The 17,765-nt window shown below is 67.9% G+C and carries 20 protein-coding genes; 3 read left to right on the top strand and 17 right to left on the bottom strand.

Annotated elements, in window-relative coordinates; translation table 11 throughout:
- Positions 1 to 10: 10 nt before the first annotated feature.
- From LWW89_RS11740 to LWW89_RS11750, 3 genes are all read right to left on the bottom strand, one after another.
- Complete coding sequence (locus LWW89_RS11740) at positions 11 to 3,565, bottom strand: EAL domain-containing protein (protein ID WP_293264350.1); 3,555 nt, start codon at positions 3,563 to 3,565, stop codon at positions 11 to 13.
- A gap of 145 nt (positions 3,566 to 3,710) precedes the next feature.
- Complete coding sequence (locus LWW89_RS11745; protein WP_293264352.1) at positions 3,711 to 4,412, bottom strand: fumarylacetoacetate hydrolase family protein; 702 nt, start codon at positions 4,410 to 4,412, stop codon at positions 3,711 to 3,713.
- A 57-nt stretch (positions 4,413 to 4,469) separates the two neighbouring features.
- The gene (locus tag LWW89_RS11750; protein WP_293264354.1) at positions 4,470 to 5,234 is read right to left on the bottom strand and encodes a Nif3-like dinuclear metal center hexameric protein; all 765 of its coding nucleotides are present in this window, start codon (positions 5,232 to 5,234) and stop codon (positions 4,470 to 4,472) included.
- A 120-nt stretch (positions 5,235 to 5,354) separates the two neighbouring features.
- On the opposite strand from LWW89_RS11750, the gene LWW89_RS11755 reads away from it, so the two are divergent.
- Both LWW89_RS11755 and LWW89_RS11760 read left to right on the top strand, forming a co-directional pair.
- Complete coding sequence (locus LWW89_RS11755) at positions 5,355 to 6,533, top strand: Do family serine endopeptidase (RefSeq protein WP_293264356.1); 1,179 nt, start codon at positions 5,355 to 5,357, stop codon at positions 6,531 to 6,533.
- A 25-nt stretch (positions 6,534 to 6,558) separates the two neighbouring features.
- Positions 6,559 to 7,365, top strand: a complete 807-nt coding sequence (locus LWW89_RS11760; protein WP_293264358.1) for a class II glutamine amidotransferase — start codon at positions 6,559 to 6,561, stop codon at positions 7,363 to 7,365.
- A gap of 1 nt (position 7,366) precedes the next feature.
- Here LWW89_RS11760 and tatC read toward each other — a convergent pair whose 3' ends face one another.
- From tatC to hisB, 10 genes are all read right to left on the bottom strand, one after another.
- Positions 7,367 to 8,131 carry a twin-arginine translocase subunit TatC gene (tatC, locus tag LWW89_RS11765; protein ID WP_293264360.1) on the bottom strand — a complete coding sequence of 255 codons (765 nt, stop codon included), beginning with the start codon at positions 8,129 to 8,131 and terminating at the stop codon, positions 7,367 to 7,369.
- Between the two features lie 54 nt (positions 8,132 to 8,185).
- Complete coding sequence (tatB, locus tag LWW89_RS11770) at positions 8,186 to 8,755, bottom strand: Sec-independent protein translocase protein TatB (RefSeq protein ID WP_293264361.1); 570 nt, start codon at positions 8,753 to 8,755, stop codon at positions 8,186 to 8,188.
- 69 nt (positions 8,756 to 8,824) lie between these two features.
- Entirely contained in the window at positions 8,825 to 9,058 is a 234-nt protein-coding gene (tatA, locus tag LWW89_RS11775) for a Sec-independent protein translocase subunit TatA (RefSeq protein ID WP_293264362.1), read from the bottom strand.
- Positions 9,059 to 9,069: 11 nt separating this feature from the next.
- Complete coding sequence (locus tag LWW89_RS11780) at positions 9,070 to 9,420, bottom strand: histidine triad nucleotide-binding protein (protein WP_293264363.1); 351 nt, start codon at positions 9,418 to 9,420, stop codon at positions 9,070 to 9,072.
- A 29-nt stretch (positions 9,421 to 9,449) separates the two neighbouring features.
- Positions 9,450 to 9,779 (bottom strand): phosphoribosyl-ATP diphosphatase, encoded by a 330-nt coding sequence (locus LWW89_RS11785; protein ID WP_293264364.1) that lies wholly within the window; start codon positions 9,777 to 9,779, stop codon positions 9,450 to 9,452.
- Positions 9,776 to 10,186: a phosphoribosyl-AMP cyclohydrolase gene (gene hisI / locus LWW89_RS11790; RefSeq protein ID WP_293264365.1), complete on the bottom strand. Its 411-nt coding sequence runs from the start codon at positions 10,184 to 10,186 to the stop codon at positions 9,776 to 9,778. The genes LWW89_RS11785 and hisI overlap by 4 nt, the downstream gene beginning before the upstream one ends.
- Before the next feature lie 31 nt (positions 10,187 to 10,217).
- Positions 10,218 to 10,979, bottom strand: a complete 762-nt coding sequence (gene hisF / locus LWW89_RS11795; protein WP_293264366.1) for an imidazole glycerol phosphate synthase subunit HisF — start codon at positions 10,977 to 10,979, stop codon at positions 10,218 to 10,220.
- Positions 10,980 to 11,008: 29 nt separating this feature from the next.
- Entirely contained in the window at positions 11,009 to 11,758 is a 750-nt protein-coding gene (hisA, locus tag LWW89_RS11800) for a 1-(5-phosphoribosyl)-5-[(5-phosphoribosylamino)methylideneamino]imidazole-4-carboxamide isomerase (protein ID WP_293264367.1), read from the bottom strand.
- A gap of 87 nt (positions 11,759 to 11,845) precedes the next feature.
- Positions 11,846 to 12,487: an imidazole glycerol phosphate synthase subunit HisH gene (gene hisH / locus LWW89_RS11805; RefSeq protein ID WP_293264369.1), complete on the bottom strand. Its 642-nt coding sequence runs from the start codon at positions 12,485 to 12,487 to the stop codon at positions 11,846 to 11,848.
- Positions 12,487 to 13,074, bottom strand: a complete 588-nt coding sequence (gene hisB, locus LWW89_RS11810) for an imidazoleglycerol-phosphate dehydratase HisB (protein ID WP_293264371.1) — start codon at positions 13,072 to 13,074, stop codon at positions 12,487 to 12,489. Before hisB ends, hisH begins: the two co-directional genes overlap by 1 nt.
- A 135-nt stretch (positions 13,075 to 13,209) precedes the next feature.
- Here hisB and hisC point away from each other — a divergent pair, with 135 nt between their 5' ends.
- Positions 13,210 to 14,316 carry a histidinol-phosphate transaminase gene (gene hisC, locus LWW89_RS11815; protein ID WP_293264373.1) on the top strand — a complete coding sequence of 369 codons (1,107 nt, stop codon included), beginning with the start codon at positions 13,210 to 13,212 and terminating at the stop codon, positions 14,314 to 14,316.
- Positions 14,317 to 14,569: 253 nt separating this feature from the next.
- Here the strand turns inward: hisC and LWW89_RS11820 are convergent, their stop codons facing one another.
- The 4 genes from LWW89_RS11820 to hisG are packed head-to-tail and all read right to left on the bottom strand — an operon-like array spanning position 14,570 to position 17,682.
- Positions 14,570 to 15,097: a chromate transporter gene (locus tag LWW89_RS11820; protein WP_293264375.1), complete on the bottom strand. Its 528-nt coding sequence runs from the start codon at positions 15,095 to 15,097 to the stop codon at positions 14,570 to 14,572.
- Positions 15,094 to 15,714, bottom strand: coding sequence for a chromate transporter (locus tag LWW89_RS11825; RefSeq protein WP_293264377.1), 621 nt, complete (start codon positions 15,712 to 15,714; stop codon positions 15,094 to 15,096). The genes LWW89_RS11820 and LWW89_RS11825 overlap by 4 nt, the downstream gene beginning before the upstream one ends.
- A gap of 22 nt (positions 15,715 to 15,736) precedes the next feature.
- Positions 15,737 to 17,041, bottom strand: coding sequence for a histidinol dehydrogenase (gene hisD / locus LWW89_RS11830; RefSeq protein ID WP_293264379.1), 1,305 nt, complete (start codon positions 17,039 to 17,041; stop codon positions 15,737 to 15,739).
- Positions 17,038 to 17,682, bottom strand: a complete 645-nt coding sequence (gene hisG / locus LWW89_RS11835) for an ATP phosphoribosyltransferase (protein ID WP_293264381.1) — start codon at positions 17,680 to 17,682, stop codon at positions 17,038 to 17,040. The genes hisD and hisG overlap by 4 nt, the downstream gene beginning before the upstream one ends.
- Positions 17,683 to 17,765: the final 83 nt, after the last annotated feature.

Below are 17,765 nucleotides of genomic sequence, written 5' to 3' on the forward strand. Positions count from 1 at the left end.
GCTCCGCTCCTCAGGCCCCGGCCGTTTCCTGGAACAGGTAGGCGTCGCGGAAGGGTTCCGGCGCCACCGGCGGGCTGATCAGGTAGCCCTGCATGAAGTCGCAGCCGAGGCCGGCCAGGAAATCGCGCTGGTCCTCGGCCTCGACCCCTTCGGCCAGCACCAGCAGCTTGAGGGAGCGGGCCATGTTGACGATGGTGGCAGCAATGGTGGCATCGTCGGCGCTGCTGGCGATGTCGCGCACGAAGGTGCGGTCGATCTTGAGCTTGTCGAGGGGGAAGCGCTTCAGGTAGGCCAGGGACGAGTAGCCCGTGCCGAAGTCGTCGATGGACAGGCTGACGCCGCGCGCCTTGAGGCGGTGCAGCACCTCCACCGCCCGCTCCCCGTCTTGCATCATAATGCTCTCGGTCAGTTCCAGTTCGAGCAGTTCCGGCGGCAGGCCGCTATCGGTCAGAGCCTGGGCCACCGTCTCTTCCAGGCCGGCATGGCGGAATTGCAGGGCGGACAGATTCACCGCCACCGGCACCGGTACCAGCCCCCGGGCTTCCCGGTCCAACTGCCATGCCCGGGCCTGGCGACAGGATTCGCGCAGCACCCACTCGCCCAGGGCGATGATCAGGCCACAGTCCTCGGCCACCGGGATGAAGCGCCCCGGCGGCAACAGGCCCAGTTCCGGATGCTGCCAGCGCACCAGGGCCTCCATGCCCACCAGCCGTCCTTCCTCCCCGCGGCGCAGGCTGACCTGGGGCTGGTAGTGCAGGATGAACTCGTCGCGCTCCAGGGCGCGCCGCAGGCTGGTTTCCAGGGACAGGCGCTCCAGCACCCGCGCATTCATGTCGGCGGTGAAGAAATGGAAGGCGTTCCGCCCCGATTCCTTGCTGTGGTACATGGCGGTGTCGGCGTTCTTGACCAAGGTCGCCGCATCCAGGCCGTCATCAGGGAAGACGCTGATGCCGACGCTGACGGTCACCATCAGGTCGTGGCCGTCCACCGCGTAGGGCCGTCCCAGCGAGGTCAGCAGCTTGCCGGCCACCACCGCCGCGTCCTGGGGCGAGTCGATTTCCGGCAGCAGCACCACGAACTCGTCGCCGCCCGGACGAGCCACCGTGTCGGTGCTGCGCACCTCGGTCTGGATGCGCCCGGCCACCTGGCGCAGCAGGGCGTCCCCCACCTGGTGCCCCAGAGAATCGTTGATGTTCTTGAACCGGTCCAGGTCGAGGAACAGCACCGCCAGTTGCCGCCGATCCCGGGCCGCCTGCCCCAGGGCTTGGACCAGGCGGTCGGCCAGCAGGGTGCGGTTGGGCAGGTCGGTGAGGGGGTCGTGCTCGGCCAGGTGGCGAATGCGGGCCTCGGAATTCTTGCGCTCGGTGATGTCGGCGAACACCGCCACGTAATGGCGCCGCGCGGCGCTCCCGGAGGCGGCGGCCTGGCTGCCGGCTTCGTCGTCCACCACGAAGATCGACAGCCATTCCGGATACACCTCGCCGTCCTTGCGCCGGTTCCAGATTTCCCCCTGCCAGTTGCCCTGGTAGTTGAGGGACTGCCACATGGCGGCGTAGAACTCCGGGCCGTGACGGCCCGAGGCCAGGATGCGCGGGTCCTGGCCGATCACCTCGTCGGGCTGGTAGCCGGTGATGGCGGTGAAGGCCTTGTTCACCGACAGGATGCGGTTGCCGGTATCGGTGATGACGATGCCCTCGCCGGAGCCGGCGAAGACGGTGGCCGCCAGTTGCAGTTGGGCCTCGGCCCGGCAGCGGGCGGTGATGTCGTGGATGATCGAATAGGTGAGCCGCCGACCCCGCACCTCCATGACCCCGGCGTGCACTTCCACCTCGCGGATCTCGCCGTCGGCCAGGCGGTGGCGCAGGTGATAGTAGGGGCGCCCTTCCTGGTGGGCCAGGCGCTTTTCCGCCTCCACCTCCGCCGGTTCCAGGGCGCTGATGGTCCAGACCGACATGCCGGTGAGGCGGTCCCGGGAATAGCCGTAGAAACGGCACGCCGCCGGGTTGGCATCGACGATGCGTCCGGCCGCCGGGTCCGACAGCAGCATCACCGACGTATTGTTCTCGAACATCTGCCGGTAGCGGGCCTCGCTCTCGTGCAGCGCCTCTTCCCGGGAGCGGCGCTCGTCGATGTCCTCCACCATGATGATCAGCCCCTGGGCGGGCTGGGTCGCATCGAGCAGGCAGGCGTAGAAATTGGCCCAGAACACCTGGCCGGAACGGCGCCGGAAGCGCCGCTCGAACTTGGCCACCCCGCCATGGCCGAGCGCCGGATAGAGCTGCCGACCGAAGGATTCGAAATCCTCGCGGTCCAGGTAATAGGGTTCCACCGTCTGGTCGGCGGCCTCGGCCGGGGTCCAGCCGAACATGGTCTCGAACACCCGGTTGACCCGGATCAGGCGGCGGTCCTGGACCAGGCCGATGACGATGGGGCTGGCGTCGAGGATTGATTGCAGTTCGTTGGCCCGCTCCTCGGCCAGCCCGCGAGCCTCCGCCAGTTCCTGCAAGATCGAGCGGAACTCCTCGGCGATGCGGCCGATCTCGTCGCGGCTGGCCGGGGTCGGCGCCCCGGGGAACGCCAGGGGATGGCCCGGGTCCTCGCGCAGCAGGCGGACTTGGCCGCGCAACCGCGCCAGAGGCGCCAAGATGCGCCGGGCGCCGAACCACACCGCAATCCCGACCAGGGCGGTGCCCAGGACCAGGAAGGCCACCACGGTCCGTTGCAGCACGCGGATTGGCGCATAGGCTTCCTCCGTGGGCAGCACCGCCCCCACGACCCAGCCGGTGGAACGGACTGTGCGGAACGCCAGCACGGCCGGCTGGCCGTAGCTGGTGACGCCGTCGCGTACGCCTTCGAAGCCGTGCAGGGCCTGGTCGAGCAGCGGGTTGGCACCCACCGGCGCCGCCACCTTGAGGATGCGCTCGGGGAAACGGCTGACCAGAGCGATGCGGTTCTGGGTGACGACCGTGAAGTGGCCGGTCTTGCCTACTGGCCGGGTGGCCAGGCCGCCCAAGAAGTTGGGCTGGTTGACCCGCAGCAACCCGGCCAGGTAGCCGGCCACGCCGCCTTGGGGCGTCGGCACGGGTACCAGCACGGCCTGGATCGGCTCCTGAACGACCGGCCCCCGGTAGGGCGGCGGCACGATCACGCCGCCAGGAGTGGCGGCATCGCGGCCATAAGGCAGATAGGGGCGGAAGTTATCCCCGGGCAGGCCCACCCGCCCTTCCAGGGGCGGATAGTCGGCCATCACCGCGCCGTTGGGGGTGAGCAGCAGCAGGTCGTCGAAGAGTTCCTGGAGTGCCTTCTGATCGGCCAGGAAGGCCATGGCCCGGTCCTGGCGCAACGCCGTGTCGGCCGTCGCGGCGGCGGCGGTCAGGGCCGCGGTGCTGATGCGCATGCGCGCATCGACCTCGCTCGCCACCTGGGTCACCAGGGTGAACTGCTGATCGGCCAGAGTCTGGCGCAGGCGCTCCTGGGTCAGCTGCAGCTGGACCAGGGCGCCGATCCCAAGCAGCGCGGCAACGATCAGAGACAGGATCAGGGTGGACTGGGTCTTGAACCTCATGACGCCCCGGCGCCTCCCGGAAGGGCCGAAGGGAAAGCGGACAGGGCGTGGGAAGTCATGGCCCTATATACACGATGCCAGCACCGCCGCGGTATGACGGATGCCACACCGCGGCACAATTGGCACGCCGTTCACGCGCCGGGGATCAGGCAAAAGTCACGGTCAGGCCACCGACGCCCTCGACCCGCCCCTCCAGGCGGTCGCCCCGGACCACGGCGGCCACCCCGGCCGGCGTGCCGGTGAAGATCAGGTCGCCGGCACGCAGCTCCACCAGAGTGGAGAGGTTGGCGATGACTTCGGGAATGGTCCAGATCATCTGGTTGAGATCGCCCCGCTGGCGCGCCTGGCCGTTCACCGCCAGGGTGACGGCCCCGGCGGACGGGTGGCCGATAGCCGAGGCCGGCGCCAGGGCGGACACCGGCGCCGATTGGTCGAAGCCCTTACCCATGTCCCAGGGGTGGCCCTTTTCCTTGGCCCGGGCCTGCAGGTCGCGGCGGGTCAGGTCCAGGCCGACGCCGTAGCCGAACACCTTGCCCAGAGCCTGGTCCACCGGAATGTCCCGCCCCCCGTCGCTGAGGGCCACCACCAGTTCGACTTCATGGTGCAGGTCCTTGGTAGCCGGCGGATAGGCCACGGCCACCGCTGCTGTGGCAGCGTCGCAGGGCACCACCGCGTCAGTGGGTTTGTAGAAGAAAAACGGCGGCTCCCGGTCCGGATCGTGGCCCATCTCCCGGGCGTGGTCGGCGTAGTTGCGGCCGACGCAGAAGACGCGGCGCAGGGGGAAACGGCCGGTGCTGCCGGCCACGGCCAGGCTGGGGAATTCGGGACGGGGCAGGACGAAGCTCATGGGGGTTCTCCGTGGGGTCTTGGGGTGTTGTTGTGGGTCGGGCGAAAAAACCGGGACTCAGACCGGGTTGTCGATGTCGACGAATTCCCATTCCAGCCCGAACTGCTCCGCCAGCCTGGCGGCCAGGGCCTGGACGCCGTAGCGCTCGGTGGCATGGTGGCCGCAGGCCAGGTAGGCGACGCCGCTCTCCCGGGCCAGGTGCACCGTGGGTTCGGAAATCTCGCCGGAGATGTAAGCATCGGCCCCGGCAGCGATGGCGGCCTCCAGGTAGCCTTGGGCGCCGCCGGTGCACCAGGCGATGCGGCGCAAAGGCTTGTCCTCGCCGACCACCAGCGGTAGCCGGTCGAGGGCCTGTGCCGCCCGCCCGGCCAGGCCGGACAGGGTCAACTCAACGTCGGGGCGGCCGATCCAGCCGATATCCTGCTCACCGAAACGCCCTTCCGCCACCAGGCCCAGGCGCCGGGCCAGCTGGGCGTTGTTGCCCAACTCCGGGTGGGCGTCCAGGGGCAGGTGGTAGGCCAGCAGGTTGATGTCGTGGTCGAGCAGCGTCTTGATGCGCCGCTGGCGGATGCCCACCAGGGCCGGATTCTCGCCGCGCCAGAAATAGCCGTGGTGCACCAGCACCGCGTCCGCCCCCCGGGCCACCGCCGCATCGAGCAGCGCCTGGCAGGCGGTCACTCCGGCGACGACCTTGCCGATCCGGGGCCGGCCTTCCACTTGCAGACCGTTTGGGCAATAATCCTTGAACCGCGCCGCTTCCAGGGTTTCATCGAGGTAGCGGACCACGTCGGCGGTGGCCGCCGATGTTGTCGTCATCGCCATCCGTACACCTCCGGACGTCCCCGCATCGTCGGGGCCCGCGTCCCCATCATCGGCGTGGAGAACGACTCCACCCCTCTCGCTGTCTTCATTTCATCCATCTCGTTTTTTCCCCACACGCCCATGCGCAGGTTCTGGCTGATTTTTGCACAAACGGTGACCATCAGTCTTGCCGTTCTCTTCGTCGTTTCGACCCTCAAACCCGAGTGGCTGGGGCGCGGCAGCGGCATCGTCGCCCTGCGCGAGGTCGTGGCCGGCAGCGAACAGGTTTCGGCCGCCTCCGGCTTTCGCGAGGCGGCCCGGGTGGCCCTGCCGTCGGTGGTGCACATCTACACCACCAAGGAAGTGAAGACGCCGCGCCACCCCCTGCTCGACGATCCGGTGTTCCGCCACTTCTTCGGCGACCGTTTCGGCGACAGCGACAACGAACCGCAGCAAACCTCGGGCCTGGGCTCCGGGGTGGTGGTCAGCCCCAACGGCTACATCCTGACCAACTACCACGTGGTAGAGGCTGCCGACGACATCGAAGTGGCCCTGGCCGACGGGCGCAAGAGCAAGGCCCGCATCGTCGGCAGCGACCCGGATACCGACCTGGCGGTGCTGCAGGTGAAGGTGGACGATAAAGCCCCCCTGCCGGCGATCACCTTCGGCCAGATGGAATCGGTCAAGGTAGGCGACGTGGTACTGGCCATCGGCAACCCCTTCGGGGTCGGCCAGACCGTGACCATGGGCATCGTCTCGGCCCTGGGCCGCTCCCACCTGGGCATCAATACCTTCGAGAACTTCATCCAGACCGACGCGGCGATCAATCCGGGCAATTCCGGCGGCGCCCTGGTGGATGCGTCGGGCAACTTGGTCGGCATCAACACCGCCATCTACTCCCGCTCCGGCGGCTCCCTGGGCATCGGCTTCGCCATTCCCGTTTCCACCGCCAAGGCGGTGATGGAACAGATCATCCAGCACGGCACCGTGACCCGGGGCTGGATCGGCGTCGAGGTCCAGGACATCACCCCGGAGCTGGCCGATTCGTTCCGCCTGCCGAGCAACGAAGGCGCCCTCATCTCGGGCGTGGTGCGCGGCGGCCCGGCCGACGCGGCCGGCGTCAAGCCGGGGGACATCCTGATCGGCGTGGCCGGCAGGAAGGTGGACGATCCGGAAAGCATGCTCAACCTGGTGGCCGGCCTGCAACCTGGCCAGAGCGCGGCCTTCAAGCTGCGCCGCGGCCAGGGCGAAGTGGACGTGAACATCAAGGTCGGCAAGCGGCCGCCGCTGCGCCGCCCCAACTCGTCCGACGACGAGTAAGCCGAACTTCGCGGAGCCCGATTCCATGTGCCAGCTACTCGGCATGAACTGCAACGTGCCGACCGACATCTGCTTTTCGTTCACCGGATTCACCGCCCGCGGCGGCCTGACCGACATCCACCAGGATGGCTGGGGCATCGCCTTCTTCGAGGGCAAGGGCGTGCGCCTGTTCCTCGACCCGGAACCCTCGGCGGCCTCGCCGGTGGCGGAGCTGGTCAAGCAGTACCCGATCCGCTCGCGCAACGTCATCGCCCACATCCGCAAGGCCACCCAGGGCCCGGTCGGGCTGGAGAACACCCACCCCTTCCGCCGCGAGCTGTGGGGGCGCTATTGGATTTTCGCCCACAACGGCAACCTGCTCGGCTTCGACCCGGTGTTCACCGGCCCCTACCGCCCGGTGGGCGAGACCGACAGCGAGAAAGCCTTCTGCTACCTGCTCGAACGGCTGCGCCAGCGCCACGGCGACACGCCGCCCGGGCAGGACGCCCTGTTCGCCACCGTGGCCGAGGTGGCCCGGGAACTGGGGCGGCTGGGGGAATTCAACTTCCTGCTCTCCGACGGTCAGGCCCTGTTCGCGCATTGCTCGTCGCGCCTCACCCACATCGTCCGCCAGGCGCCGTTCGCCAAGGCGCACCTGACCGACGAGGACGTGACGGTGGATTTCAGTCAGTTGACCACCCCGGAAGACCGGGTGGCGGTGATCGCCACCACCCCGCTCACCGACGACGAGGTCTGGCATCCGCTGCCGCCCGGCTCCCTGTGGTTGTTCGTGGACGGCCAGGTGGCAAGCCGGGCCGACACCGTCCCGGCACCGCCAAAAAAAACCGCCTGAATCAGGCGGTTTTTTGTTGGCTGTCGTCTTCCGCGTCCCGTCGGCTGCCGACGAAGCGGGACATGAAGATGCCCAGTTCGTAGAGCAGGCACAGGGGCACCGCCAGCATGAACTGGGACACCACGTCCGGCGGGGTGAATACCGCCGCGACGATGAAGGCGCCGACGATCACGTAGGGGCGGATGTCCTTGAGCTTTTGCAGGTCGACCACGCCCATGCGCACCAGGACGATGACGATCACCGGCACCTCGAAGGTGACGCCGAAGGCCACGAAGGTGGTCATGACGAAGGACAGGTACTTGTCGATATCGGTCATCCACGCCACCCCTTCCGGCGCCACCTTGGCCATGAAGCCGAACACGGTGGGGAAGACCAGGAAGTAGGCGAAGGACATGCCCAGCAGGAAGAGCAGCAGGGAGGCCACCACCAGGGGCAGCACCAGGCGCTTTTCATGGGAATAGAGGCCGGGAGCGACGAAGGCCCAGATCTGGTACAGCACGTAGGGCAGCGCGATCAGGAAGGCCACCATCAGCGCCACCTTCATCGGCACCAGAAACACGCCGACCACGTCGGTGGCGATCATCTGGCCGCCCCGGGGCAGGCTGGCGATCAGGGGCTGGGCCAGGGCGGCGTAGAGCTCCTTGGCCCAGGGGAACAGGCAGACGAACACGATCACCACCGCCAGGATCGACCGGATCAGGCGGTCCCGCAGTTCCATCAGGTGGGAGATGAAGGAGTCTTCCTGGGGCTGCGACGTATCGCTCATGGGCGCTCGAAAATCAAGAAGCGGGCCGGTCGGCGCGGGCGGGCCTGGTCAGGCTCAGCCCTTGGCGACCGGAGTTTCCGTGGGGGTGGAGGGCGACGGCAGGGGAGCGCCCAGGCCGGAGTGGCCTGCGGGGGAGCCGCCATCGGCCAGGATTTTGTTCTCGTCGGCGGGAGCTGGAACCGGAGCGATGGATTCATCCTCCGCCGGCGCCGCCAATGCCGGCGATGTCGACGATGCCAACGTTTCGGCGCTGCTGGCGGCGGCGATCTCGCGACCGGCCTCGTTCACGCTGGCGGCGGTCTCGGTCAGGGCGCCGGCCACGTCGTTGCCCGCCTGCTGCACATCGGCAAAGCCGGACTTCAGCTGCTGCTCGGCGTCGCGCAGGTCGGTGGTCAGCTTTTCTTCCATCTGCCGGGCCGACTCGGCCACCTCGGCCTGGAGCTTTTTCAACTCCTCCAACTGCATCTCGCGCTGGATGTCCGACTTCACGTCGGACACGTAGCGCTGCAGGCGGCCGAGCAGATGACCGGCGGTGCGCGCCACCTTGGGCAGGCGCTCAGGGCCGATCACCACCAGGGCCACCACGGCGATGACGAGGAGTTCGGTAAAACTGATGTCGAACATAGGCAGTGCAGAGGGAAGTAAGGGGAACGAGGCGCCGCGCCCGCTAGGGGCCGGCACCTCCCTCTACGGTCAGGACTTGGTCTTTTCCTTGACCTCGCCCTCGATGGTCTGGCCGCCGGAGAGCTGCTGGGACGGCTGGGCGGGGGCGGCGGGGGCGCTGTTATCGCCTTCCTTCATGCCTTCCTTGAAGCCCTTGACCGCACCGCCCAGATCCTGGCCGATGTTGCGCAGCTTCTTGGTGCCGAAGACGAGAAGGACGATGACCAGAACGATCAGCCAGTGCCAAATGCTAAAGCTACCCATAGAAAGTCTCCTTAAAGTCGTTTGAGCATGGGGCCCACGGGCTCGGGGCCGCCAACGATGTGCATGTGCAGGTGCATCACTTCCTGCTGGCCGACGAGGCCGGTGTTGATGATGGTGCGGAAGCCGTCCGGGCTGCCGTTGTCCATGGCGAGCTGCTGGGCCACCTGGAGCATCCGGCCCAGCAGCGGCACGTCGGCCGGCGTGGCCTGGGCCAGGGAGGTGATGTGCCGCTTGGGGATCACCAGGATATGTACCGGGCGCTGCGGGTGGATGTCGTGGAAGGCCAACAGGTCGTCGTCCTCATAGGCTTTCCGGGAGGGAATCTCCCCCCGCACGATCTTGCAGAACAGGCAGTTGTCCATCGCAGTCTCTTGCTGTCTCGCCGGCCCTATTACTTGGACACCGTCCGGGCCTTTTTCTCTTCAATGCCGGAGATGCCTTCCCGGCGGCGCATTTCCACCAGCACGTCGTCGATCGACAGGCCGGCGTGCACCAGCAGGACCATCATGTGGAACAGCACGTCGGCGGATTCACGCACGATGTGCAGGCGATTGCCTTCTTTGCCGGCCATGATCAGCTCGGCGGTTTCCTCACCGATCTTCTTCAGGATCGAGTCTGGACCCTTGGCCAGCAATTGGGCGGTGTAGGACGAGGACGGATCGGCGTTGCGCCGGGAGGTCAGGGTCTCGGAGATCCGCTGCAGCACTTCGTAGTCGATCATTTGTAGATGTCCTTGGGGTTCTTCAAAACGGGATCGGCCGCAACCCAGGGGCCTTCCTGGCCTTCCAGCAGGTAGAAGAAGCAACTCTCCCGGCCGGTGTGGCAGGCGATGCCGCCTTCCTGGGTGACGCTGTAGAGGATCACGTCGCCGTCGCAGTCGGTGCGGATATCGCTGACCTGCTGCACGTGGCCGGATTCCTCGCCCTTGCGCCACAGGCGGTTGCGGGAGCGGGACCAGTACACGGCCCGGCCGGTGGCGGCGGTTTCCAGCAGCGCCTCCCGGTTGGTCCAGGCGAACATCAGCACCCGGCCGGAAGCGGCGTCCTGGGCAATAACCGGCAGCAGCCCCTGGGCATCCCAGACGAGGGCGTCCAGCCAGGGCAGGGTGGGGTCGAGGTCTTTGCTCATGGCGGTTGCAGACGCAGAGGGGTCGAAGGGCTCAGAGCCTGACTTCGATGCCCCGCTCGCGCATGTATTCCTTGGCCTGGCGAACGGTGTATTCGCCGAAGTGGAAGATGGACGCGGCCAAAACCGCGTCGGCCCGCCCCTCGGTGACGCCGTCGGCCAGGTGCTGCAGGTTGCCGACGCCGCCGGAGGCGATCACGGGGATTTTCACCGCATCGGCCACCGCCCGGGTAAGACCCAGGTCAAATCCGTTCTTCGTCCCGTCCCGGTCCATGCTGGTGAGCAGGATTTCGCCGGCTCCCAGCTCCTCGACCCGGCGCGCCCAGTCGATGGCGCTCATGCCCGTATCGTTGCGCCCACCGTGGGTGAACACGGACCAGCGGCCCGGGGCCACCTGCTTGGCGTCGATGGCGACGACGATGCACTGGGCGCCGACCTTGGCCGAGGCCTCGGCCACCAGGTCCGGGTTCTGCACGGCGGCGGTGTTCATCGACACCTTGTCGGCGCCGGCGTTGAGCAGGCGGCGCACGTCCTCGACCTTGCGCACCCCGCCGCCCACGGTGAGCGGGATGAAGACCTGCTCGGCACAGGCTTCGATGATGTGCAGGATGATGTCGCGCTGGTCGGAACTGGCGGTGATGTCGAGAAAGGTCACCTCGTCGGCACCCTGGGCGTCGTAGCGGCGGGCAATTTCGACCGGATCGCCAGCGTCGCGCAGGTCGACGAAGTTGGTGCCCTTGACCACCCGCCCGGCAGTCACGTCCAGGCAGGGGATGATGCGTTTAGCGAGCCCCATGGGGCACTCCGGTAAAGACGGTGCGCACCTCAGCGGCCCACGGTGGAAGCGGCGTCGGCGGCGGACTGGGCTTCCTTGAAGTTCAGGGAGCCGTCGTAGATGGCGCGGCCGGCGATGGAGCCGACGATGCCCTCGCCTTCCACGGCGCACAGGGCCTTCACGTCATCGACGCTGGCCAGGCCGCCGGAGGCGATCACCGGAATGCGCAGGGCCTGGGCGAGCTTCACCGTGGCCTCGATGTTCACGCCGGACAGCATGCCGTCGCGGCCGATGTCGGTGTAGATCACCGACTCGACGCCGTAGTCCTCGAATTTCTTGGCCAGGTCGACCACGTCGTGGCCGGTCAGCTTGGACCAGCCGTCGGTGGCCACCTTGCCGTCCTTGGCGTCCAGGCCGACGATGATGTGGCCGGGGAAGGCGCCGCAGGCGTCGTGCAGGAAGCCCGGGTTCTTCACCGCGGCGGTGCCGATGATGACGTAGCTGATGCCGCCGTCCAGGTAGCGCTCGATGGTGTCCAGGTCGCGGATGCCGCCGCCCAGCTGGACGGGGATGTCGTCGCCGACTTCCTTGACGATGGCCTTGATGGCCTTTTCGTTGACCGGCTTGCCGGCGAAGGCGCCGTTCAGATCCACCAAGTGCAGGCGGCGGGCGCCCTGGTCGAGCCAGTGGCGGGCCATGGCGGCGGGTTCTTCGGAGAAAACGGTGGCGTCCTCCATCACACCCTGCTTGAGGCGAACGCACTGGCCGTCTTTAAGGTCAATGGCGGGGATGATCAGCATAGATAGACGTGGACAAAGCAGTGAAACGGATGAAGAAAATGCCGGCGCGGCGGAACGATCGAACCCCGGGAGCCGGCAGCAGGAATATCAGGGCCGCCAGGCGAGGAAGTTGGCCAGCAGCTGGAGTCCGTCCCGGGCGCTTTTCTCCGGGTGGAACTGGACGGCCACGATGTTATCCCGCGCTACCGCACAGGTAAAGGGGACGCCGTAGCGGGCGCGGCCGATCTCCAGGGCGCCATCGTCGGGAACGACGAAGTAGCTGTGCACGAAATAGAAGCGGGCATTCTGGGCGATGCCCGACCAGACCGGGTGGGGCGCCTGCTCCACCTCGTTCCAGCCCATGTGCGGCACCTTCAGGCGGCTGCCGTCGGCGGCCACCATGGCGGCATCGGGAAAGCGCCGCACCTGGCCGGCCAGGATGCCCAGGCCAGGCACATCGCCCTCTTCGCTGTGTTCGAACAGCATCTGTTCGCCAATGCAGATGCCAAGGAAAGGCTTGCTCGCGGCGGCGTCGATCACCGCCTGGCGCAGGCCCCGGGCATCCAGCTCGGCCATGCAGTCGGGCATGGCGCCCTGACCGGGGAAGACCACCCGCTCGGCGGCAGTGACCACGGCCGGATCGGCGGTCACCACCACGGAACGGCCATCGGCAACGTGCTCGAGCGCCTTCGACACCGAGCGCAGGTTGCCCATGCCGTAGTCGATGACGGCGATCGTGCCAGCCGGCATCACAGCACGCCCTTGGTGGACGGGGTCACCCCGGCCATGCGCGGATCGGGGCTGGCGGCCACGCGCAGGGCCCGGCCGAAGGCCTTGAAGATGGTCTCGGCCTGGTGGTGCGAGTTGTCGCCGCGCAGGTTGTCGATGTGCAGGGTCATGCCGGCGTGGTTGACCAGGCCCTGGAAGAATTCACGGATCAGGTCCACGTCGAAGCCACCGATCATGGCCCGGGTGTAGGTCACGCCATAGGTCAGGCCGGGGCGGCCGGACAGGTCGATGACCACCCGGGACAGGGCCTCGTCCAGGGGCACGTAGGCGTGGCCGTAGCGGGTCAGCCCCTTCTTGTCGCCCCAGGCCTTGGCCAGGGCCTGACCCAGGGTGATGCCCACATCTTCCACCGTGTGGTGGGCGTCGATGTGCAGGTCGCCGTTGGCCTCGATCTCCAGGTCGATCAGGCCGTGGCGGGCGATCTGGTCCAGCATGTGGTCGAAGAAGCCCACGCCGGTGTTGAGCACGGATTTGCCCGTGCCGTCGAGATTGACCCGGACGGTGATCTGGGTTTCCAGGGTGTTGCGCGTGACGTCGGCTTGCCGCATGGGAGTCTTGAAAAGGCTGGAGCGAGGAAAACGGGAAACATGCCGAAATCGGCAGAAACGTGGGTGATGATACCATTTCAACCTTGTTTCTACTTTTTTCCGGCGGCCCTCCGCCGGGTCGCGGTGGTCCCCTGCATGAGCCAAACAAGCCGATTCTGGAGCGCCGTCACGCGCAGCCTGACGCCCTACGTTCCCGGTGAGCAGCCCAAGCTCGCCAACCTGGTCAAACTCAACACCAACGAAAACCCCTACCCGCCCTCCCCCAAGGCCCTGGCGGCCATCGGCGGCGAGAACGGGGCGGACGCGGCCCGGCTGCGCCTCTATCCGGACCCCAATGCCGATGCCCTGAAGGCGGCGGTGGCGCGTCACTTTGCCGCCCACGGCATCGCCGCCAACCAGGTGTTCGTCGGCAACGGTTCGGACGAGGTGCTGGCCCACGCCTTCCTCGCCCTGCTCAAGCACGACCGGCCGATCCGCTTTCCGGACATCACCTACAGCTTCTACCCGGTGTATTGCGGTCTGTACGGCATCGAGTTCGAGAAGGTGCCTTTGGACGGTGATTTCGCCCTCGACCCAGCGCCCTACCTGGCACCGAACTGCGGCGGCATCATCTTCCCCAACCCCAACGCCCCCACCGGCCGCCTGCTGCCCCTGGAGGCGGTGGAACGCCTGGCCGCCGGTCAGCCGGACTGCGTGGTGGTGGTGGACGAGGCCTACATCGACTTCAGCGGCGACAGCATTGCCGCCATCCCCACCGCCATTGCCCTGGTCAACCGCCACCCCAACCTGCTGGTAGTGCAGACCCTGTCCAAGTCCCGCTCCCTGGCCGGGCTGCGGGTCGGCTTCGCGGTGGGCCACCCGGACCTGATCGAAGCCCTGGAACGGGTCAAGAACAGCTTCAACTCCTACCCGCTGGACCGGCTGGCGATCGCCGGCGCGGTGGCCGCCCTGGACGACAACGCCCACTTCGACGCCACCCGCAAGGCGGTGATCGCCAGCCGGGACACACTTTCCCAGGACCTGGCCGGTCTGGGCTTCGACGTGGTGCCTTCCGCCGCCAACTTCGTCTTCGCCCGCCACCCGGGCCGCGATGCCGGCGAACTGGCGCAACGGCTGCGCGAGCGCAGCATCATCGTGCGTCACTTCAAGGCACCGCGCATCGACCAGTACCTGCGCATCACCGTCGGCACCGACGCCGAATGCCGGAGCCTCGTCCAGGCCCTGGCCGACATCCTCGGCTGATCTTCCGGCCCCGGGGCGGACGGCCGTCCGCCCCGCTTCCCCCGCCCCCCTCTACTCTCCGCACATCCCGCGCACGGATTCGCCTACAAGCGGCGAAACCGTCACGCCGCCTTGCCGCGGCCGCGCTACAACATATTAATAATTTTCATGTAACAACCCGGCGAAAAACCGAAGGTCCCCGCCAGTCGCCGACCTTGCCGAAGCACTCGGCGGAAAACATGAAAAAAATTAATATATCGCCGGCACCACCCGGTCAGACCAGCCCAAGCAAGCCGAGCAACGCGCCCCCGGCGATCAGCCACAGGGGGTGCAGCTTGGGAAAGCGCAGACAGACCAGGATGGTCGCCAGGGTCGCGGCGACGCCGCCGGGCCCCAGGCCGGCCGTCAGGCCGATCAGGGTGCCGCTGGAGAACACCAGCCCGATCGACAGGGGCGCCACCCCCACCTGCACCGCCTGCTGCCAGGGGGCGCCGCGAAAGCGCTCCCAGTGGCGGAAGATGAAGTAGATCACCACGCTCATCGGCAGGCACATGGCCACCGTGCTGACCACGGCGCCGGCCACGCCGGCCACCTGCCAGCCCACCAGGGTCACCACCAGCACGTTGGGACCGGGAGCCGCCTGGGCCACGGCGTAGAGATGGGTGAAGGTGGCGTCGTTCATCCAGTGTTGCTGGTGCACCACCACCCGGTGGATTTCCGGCAGCAGGGCGTTGGCGCCGCCGAAGGACAGGAACGACAGCAGGGCGAAGTGCAGGAACAGCTGGACCAGGATGCCGCTCATGCCCCCTCCCCCGCGTCCAGGGCCGCCATGGCCCGGCGGATGCGCCGGTAGGCGACGATGCTGCTCAGGGTCGCCAACACGCCCATCACCAGCACCAGGGGCAGGCGCAGCACGGCGATGGCAACGAAGGTGAGGACAACGAAGGGCAGGTAGACCTTTTTTTCCTTGAGGGCGCCGAGCATGCGCACCCCCAGGGAGAGGATCAGCCCCACACCCACGGCGGAGATGCCGCGCAGCATGGCCTGCACTGCGTGCAGCTCGCCGTAGAGGGAATACAGCAGGCCCAGCAGCAGCACCACTACGAAAGGCCCGACCAGCATGCCGAGCACTGCCACCACCGCCCCCAGGGCACCCTGGTAGCGGCTGCCGACGCACACCGCCAGATTCACCACGTTGGGACCGGGCAGGAACTGGCACAGGCCCAGCACCGAGTTGAACTCCTGGGGCGACAGCCAGCGCTGGCGCTCCACCAGCATGCGCCGGGCGAAGGGCAGCACGCCGCCGAAGCCGGACAGGCCGACCCGGGAAAAGCCCGAAAAAAGTGCCCCCAGAGTCACCTCGGGGGGCACTGCGTCGCTGGCGGCGCTTGGCGCCGGGGGGCGGGTTGCGTCGACCATCGCGCCGTCCGTCGCTCCGCCGTCAGTCCAGCCGGTATTCGGCGGACTTGGCGTGGGCGGGCAGGCCCTCGCCGCCGGCCAGGGTGGAGGCGATCCGCCCCAGGGTCTGGGCCCCGGCCCGGGACACCTTGATCAGGCTGGTGCGCTTCTGGAAGTCGTAGACCCCCAGGGGCGAGGAGAAGCGGGCGCTGCCCGAGGTGGGCAGCACGTGGTTGGGGCCGGCGCAGTAGTCGCCCAGGGATTCGGAGGTGTAGGGGCCGATGAAGATGGCGCCGGCGTGGTGCAGCTTGGCCACCCAGGGATCGGCGTCCACCAGGGACAGCTCCAGGTGTTCCGGGGCCACCCGGTTGGCGATGGCGCAGGCTTCGTCCATGTCGGCCACGGCGATCAGGGCACCGCGGTTTTCCAGGGCGGTGCGGATCACCTCGGCCCGGGGCATGGTGGGCAACAGCTTCTCGATGCTGGCGGCCACCTTGTCCAGGTAGGCCGCATCCGGCGAGATCAGGATCGACTGGGCCAGCTCGTCGTGCTCGGCCTGGGAAAAGAGGTCCATGGCCACCCAGTCCGGGTCGGTGGAGCCGTCGGCGATCACCAGGATCTCGGACGGGCCGGCCACCATGTCGATGCCAACGATGCCGAAGACGCGACGCTTGGCGCAGGCCACGTAGGCGTTGCCCGGACCGACGATCTTGTCCACCTGGGGCACGGTGGCGGTGCCGAAGGCCAGGGCGGCCACGGCTTGGGCGCCGCCGATGGTGAATACCCGGTCCACCCCGGCCAGGGCGGCGGCGGCCAGCACCAGGGCGTTCTTCTCGCCGCCCGGGGTGGGCACCACCATGATCAGTTCCTTGACCCCGGCCACCTTGGCGGGGATCGCGTTCATCAGCACCGACGACGGATAGGCGGCCTTGCCGCCGGGCACGTAGAGGCCCACCCGGTCCAGCGGCGTGACCATCTGGCCGAGCACCGTGCCGTCGGCCTCGGTGTAGGTCCAGCCGTCGGCCTTCTGCTTTTCGTGGAAGGTGCGGATGCGTGCGGCGGCGGTTTCCAGGGCAGCGCGGCGCTCGGCGGGCAGGCCCTCCAGGGCGGCCCGCAGCTCGGCCTGGGGCAGTTCCAGGGCGGCCATGCCGGCCACGGCCAGGCGGTCGAAGCGGTTGGTGTACTCCACCACCGCCGCGTCGCCCCGGGCCTTCACGTCGGCCAGGATCGCCGCCACGGTGGCCTCGATGCCCTCGTCCTGGGCGGATTCGAAGGCCAGGAGGGCCTTCAGCCGGGTGTCGAAGTCGGCGGTGCGGGAATCGAGTCGCTTGATGTTGACCATGGTCACTCCTTCACCGCGCCGGCGATGGCGCCGATGATCGGCTCCAGGGCCTCGCGCTTGAGCTTGAGGGCCGCCTGGTTGACCACCAGGCGCGACGAGATCGCCATGATCTCTTCCACGGCGACCAGGTTGTTGGCCTTGAGGGTGCCGCCGGAGGACACCAGGTCCACGATGGCGTCGGCCAGGCCGGCCAGGGGCGCCAGTTCCATGGAACCGTAGAGCTTGATCAGGTCCACGTGGACGCCCTTGGCGGCGAAATGCTCCCGGGCCACCTTGAGGTACTTGGTCGCCACCTTGAGGCGGGCGCCCTGGCGCACCGCGTTGTCGTAGTCGAAGCCGGCGGGCACCGCCACCATCATGCGGCACTTGGCGATGTTCAGGTCCAGGGGCTGGTAGAGGCCCTCGCCGCCGTGCTCGAACAGCACGTCCTTGCCGGCCACTCCCAGGTCGGCGGCGCCGTACTGGACGTAGGTGGGCACGTCGGAGGCGCGCACGATCACCACCCGGACGTTGTCCCGGTTGGTGGGGATGATCAGCTTGCGCGAGGTTTCCGGGTCTTCCTGCGGGACGATGCCGGCGGCAGCCAGCAGGGGCAGGGTTTCTTCGAAGATGCGGCCCTTGGACAGGGCGATGGTGATGGTGCTCACGGGCAGTCCACAAAAAGCGGGGGCGGAACCTGGTAGTTTATCAGGTTCCGCCCCCGCTCCCGGGCGCCGGCCGATCAGCGCAC

Source organism: Oryzomicrobium sp., assembly GCF_021287045.1.
Classification (GTDB): Bacteria; Pseudomonadota; Gammaproteobacteria; order Burkholderiales; family Rhodocyclaceae; genus Oryzomicrobium.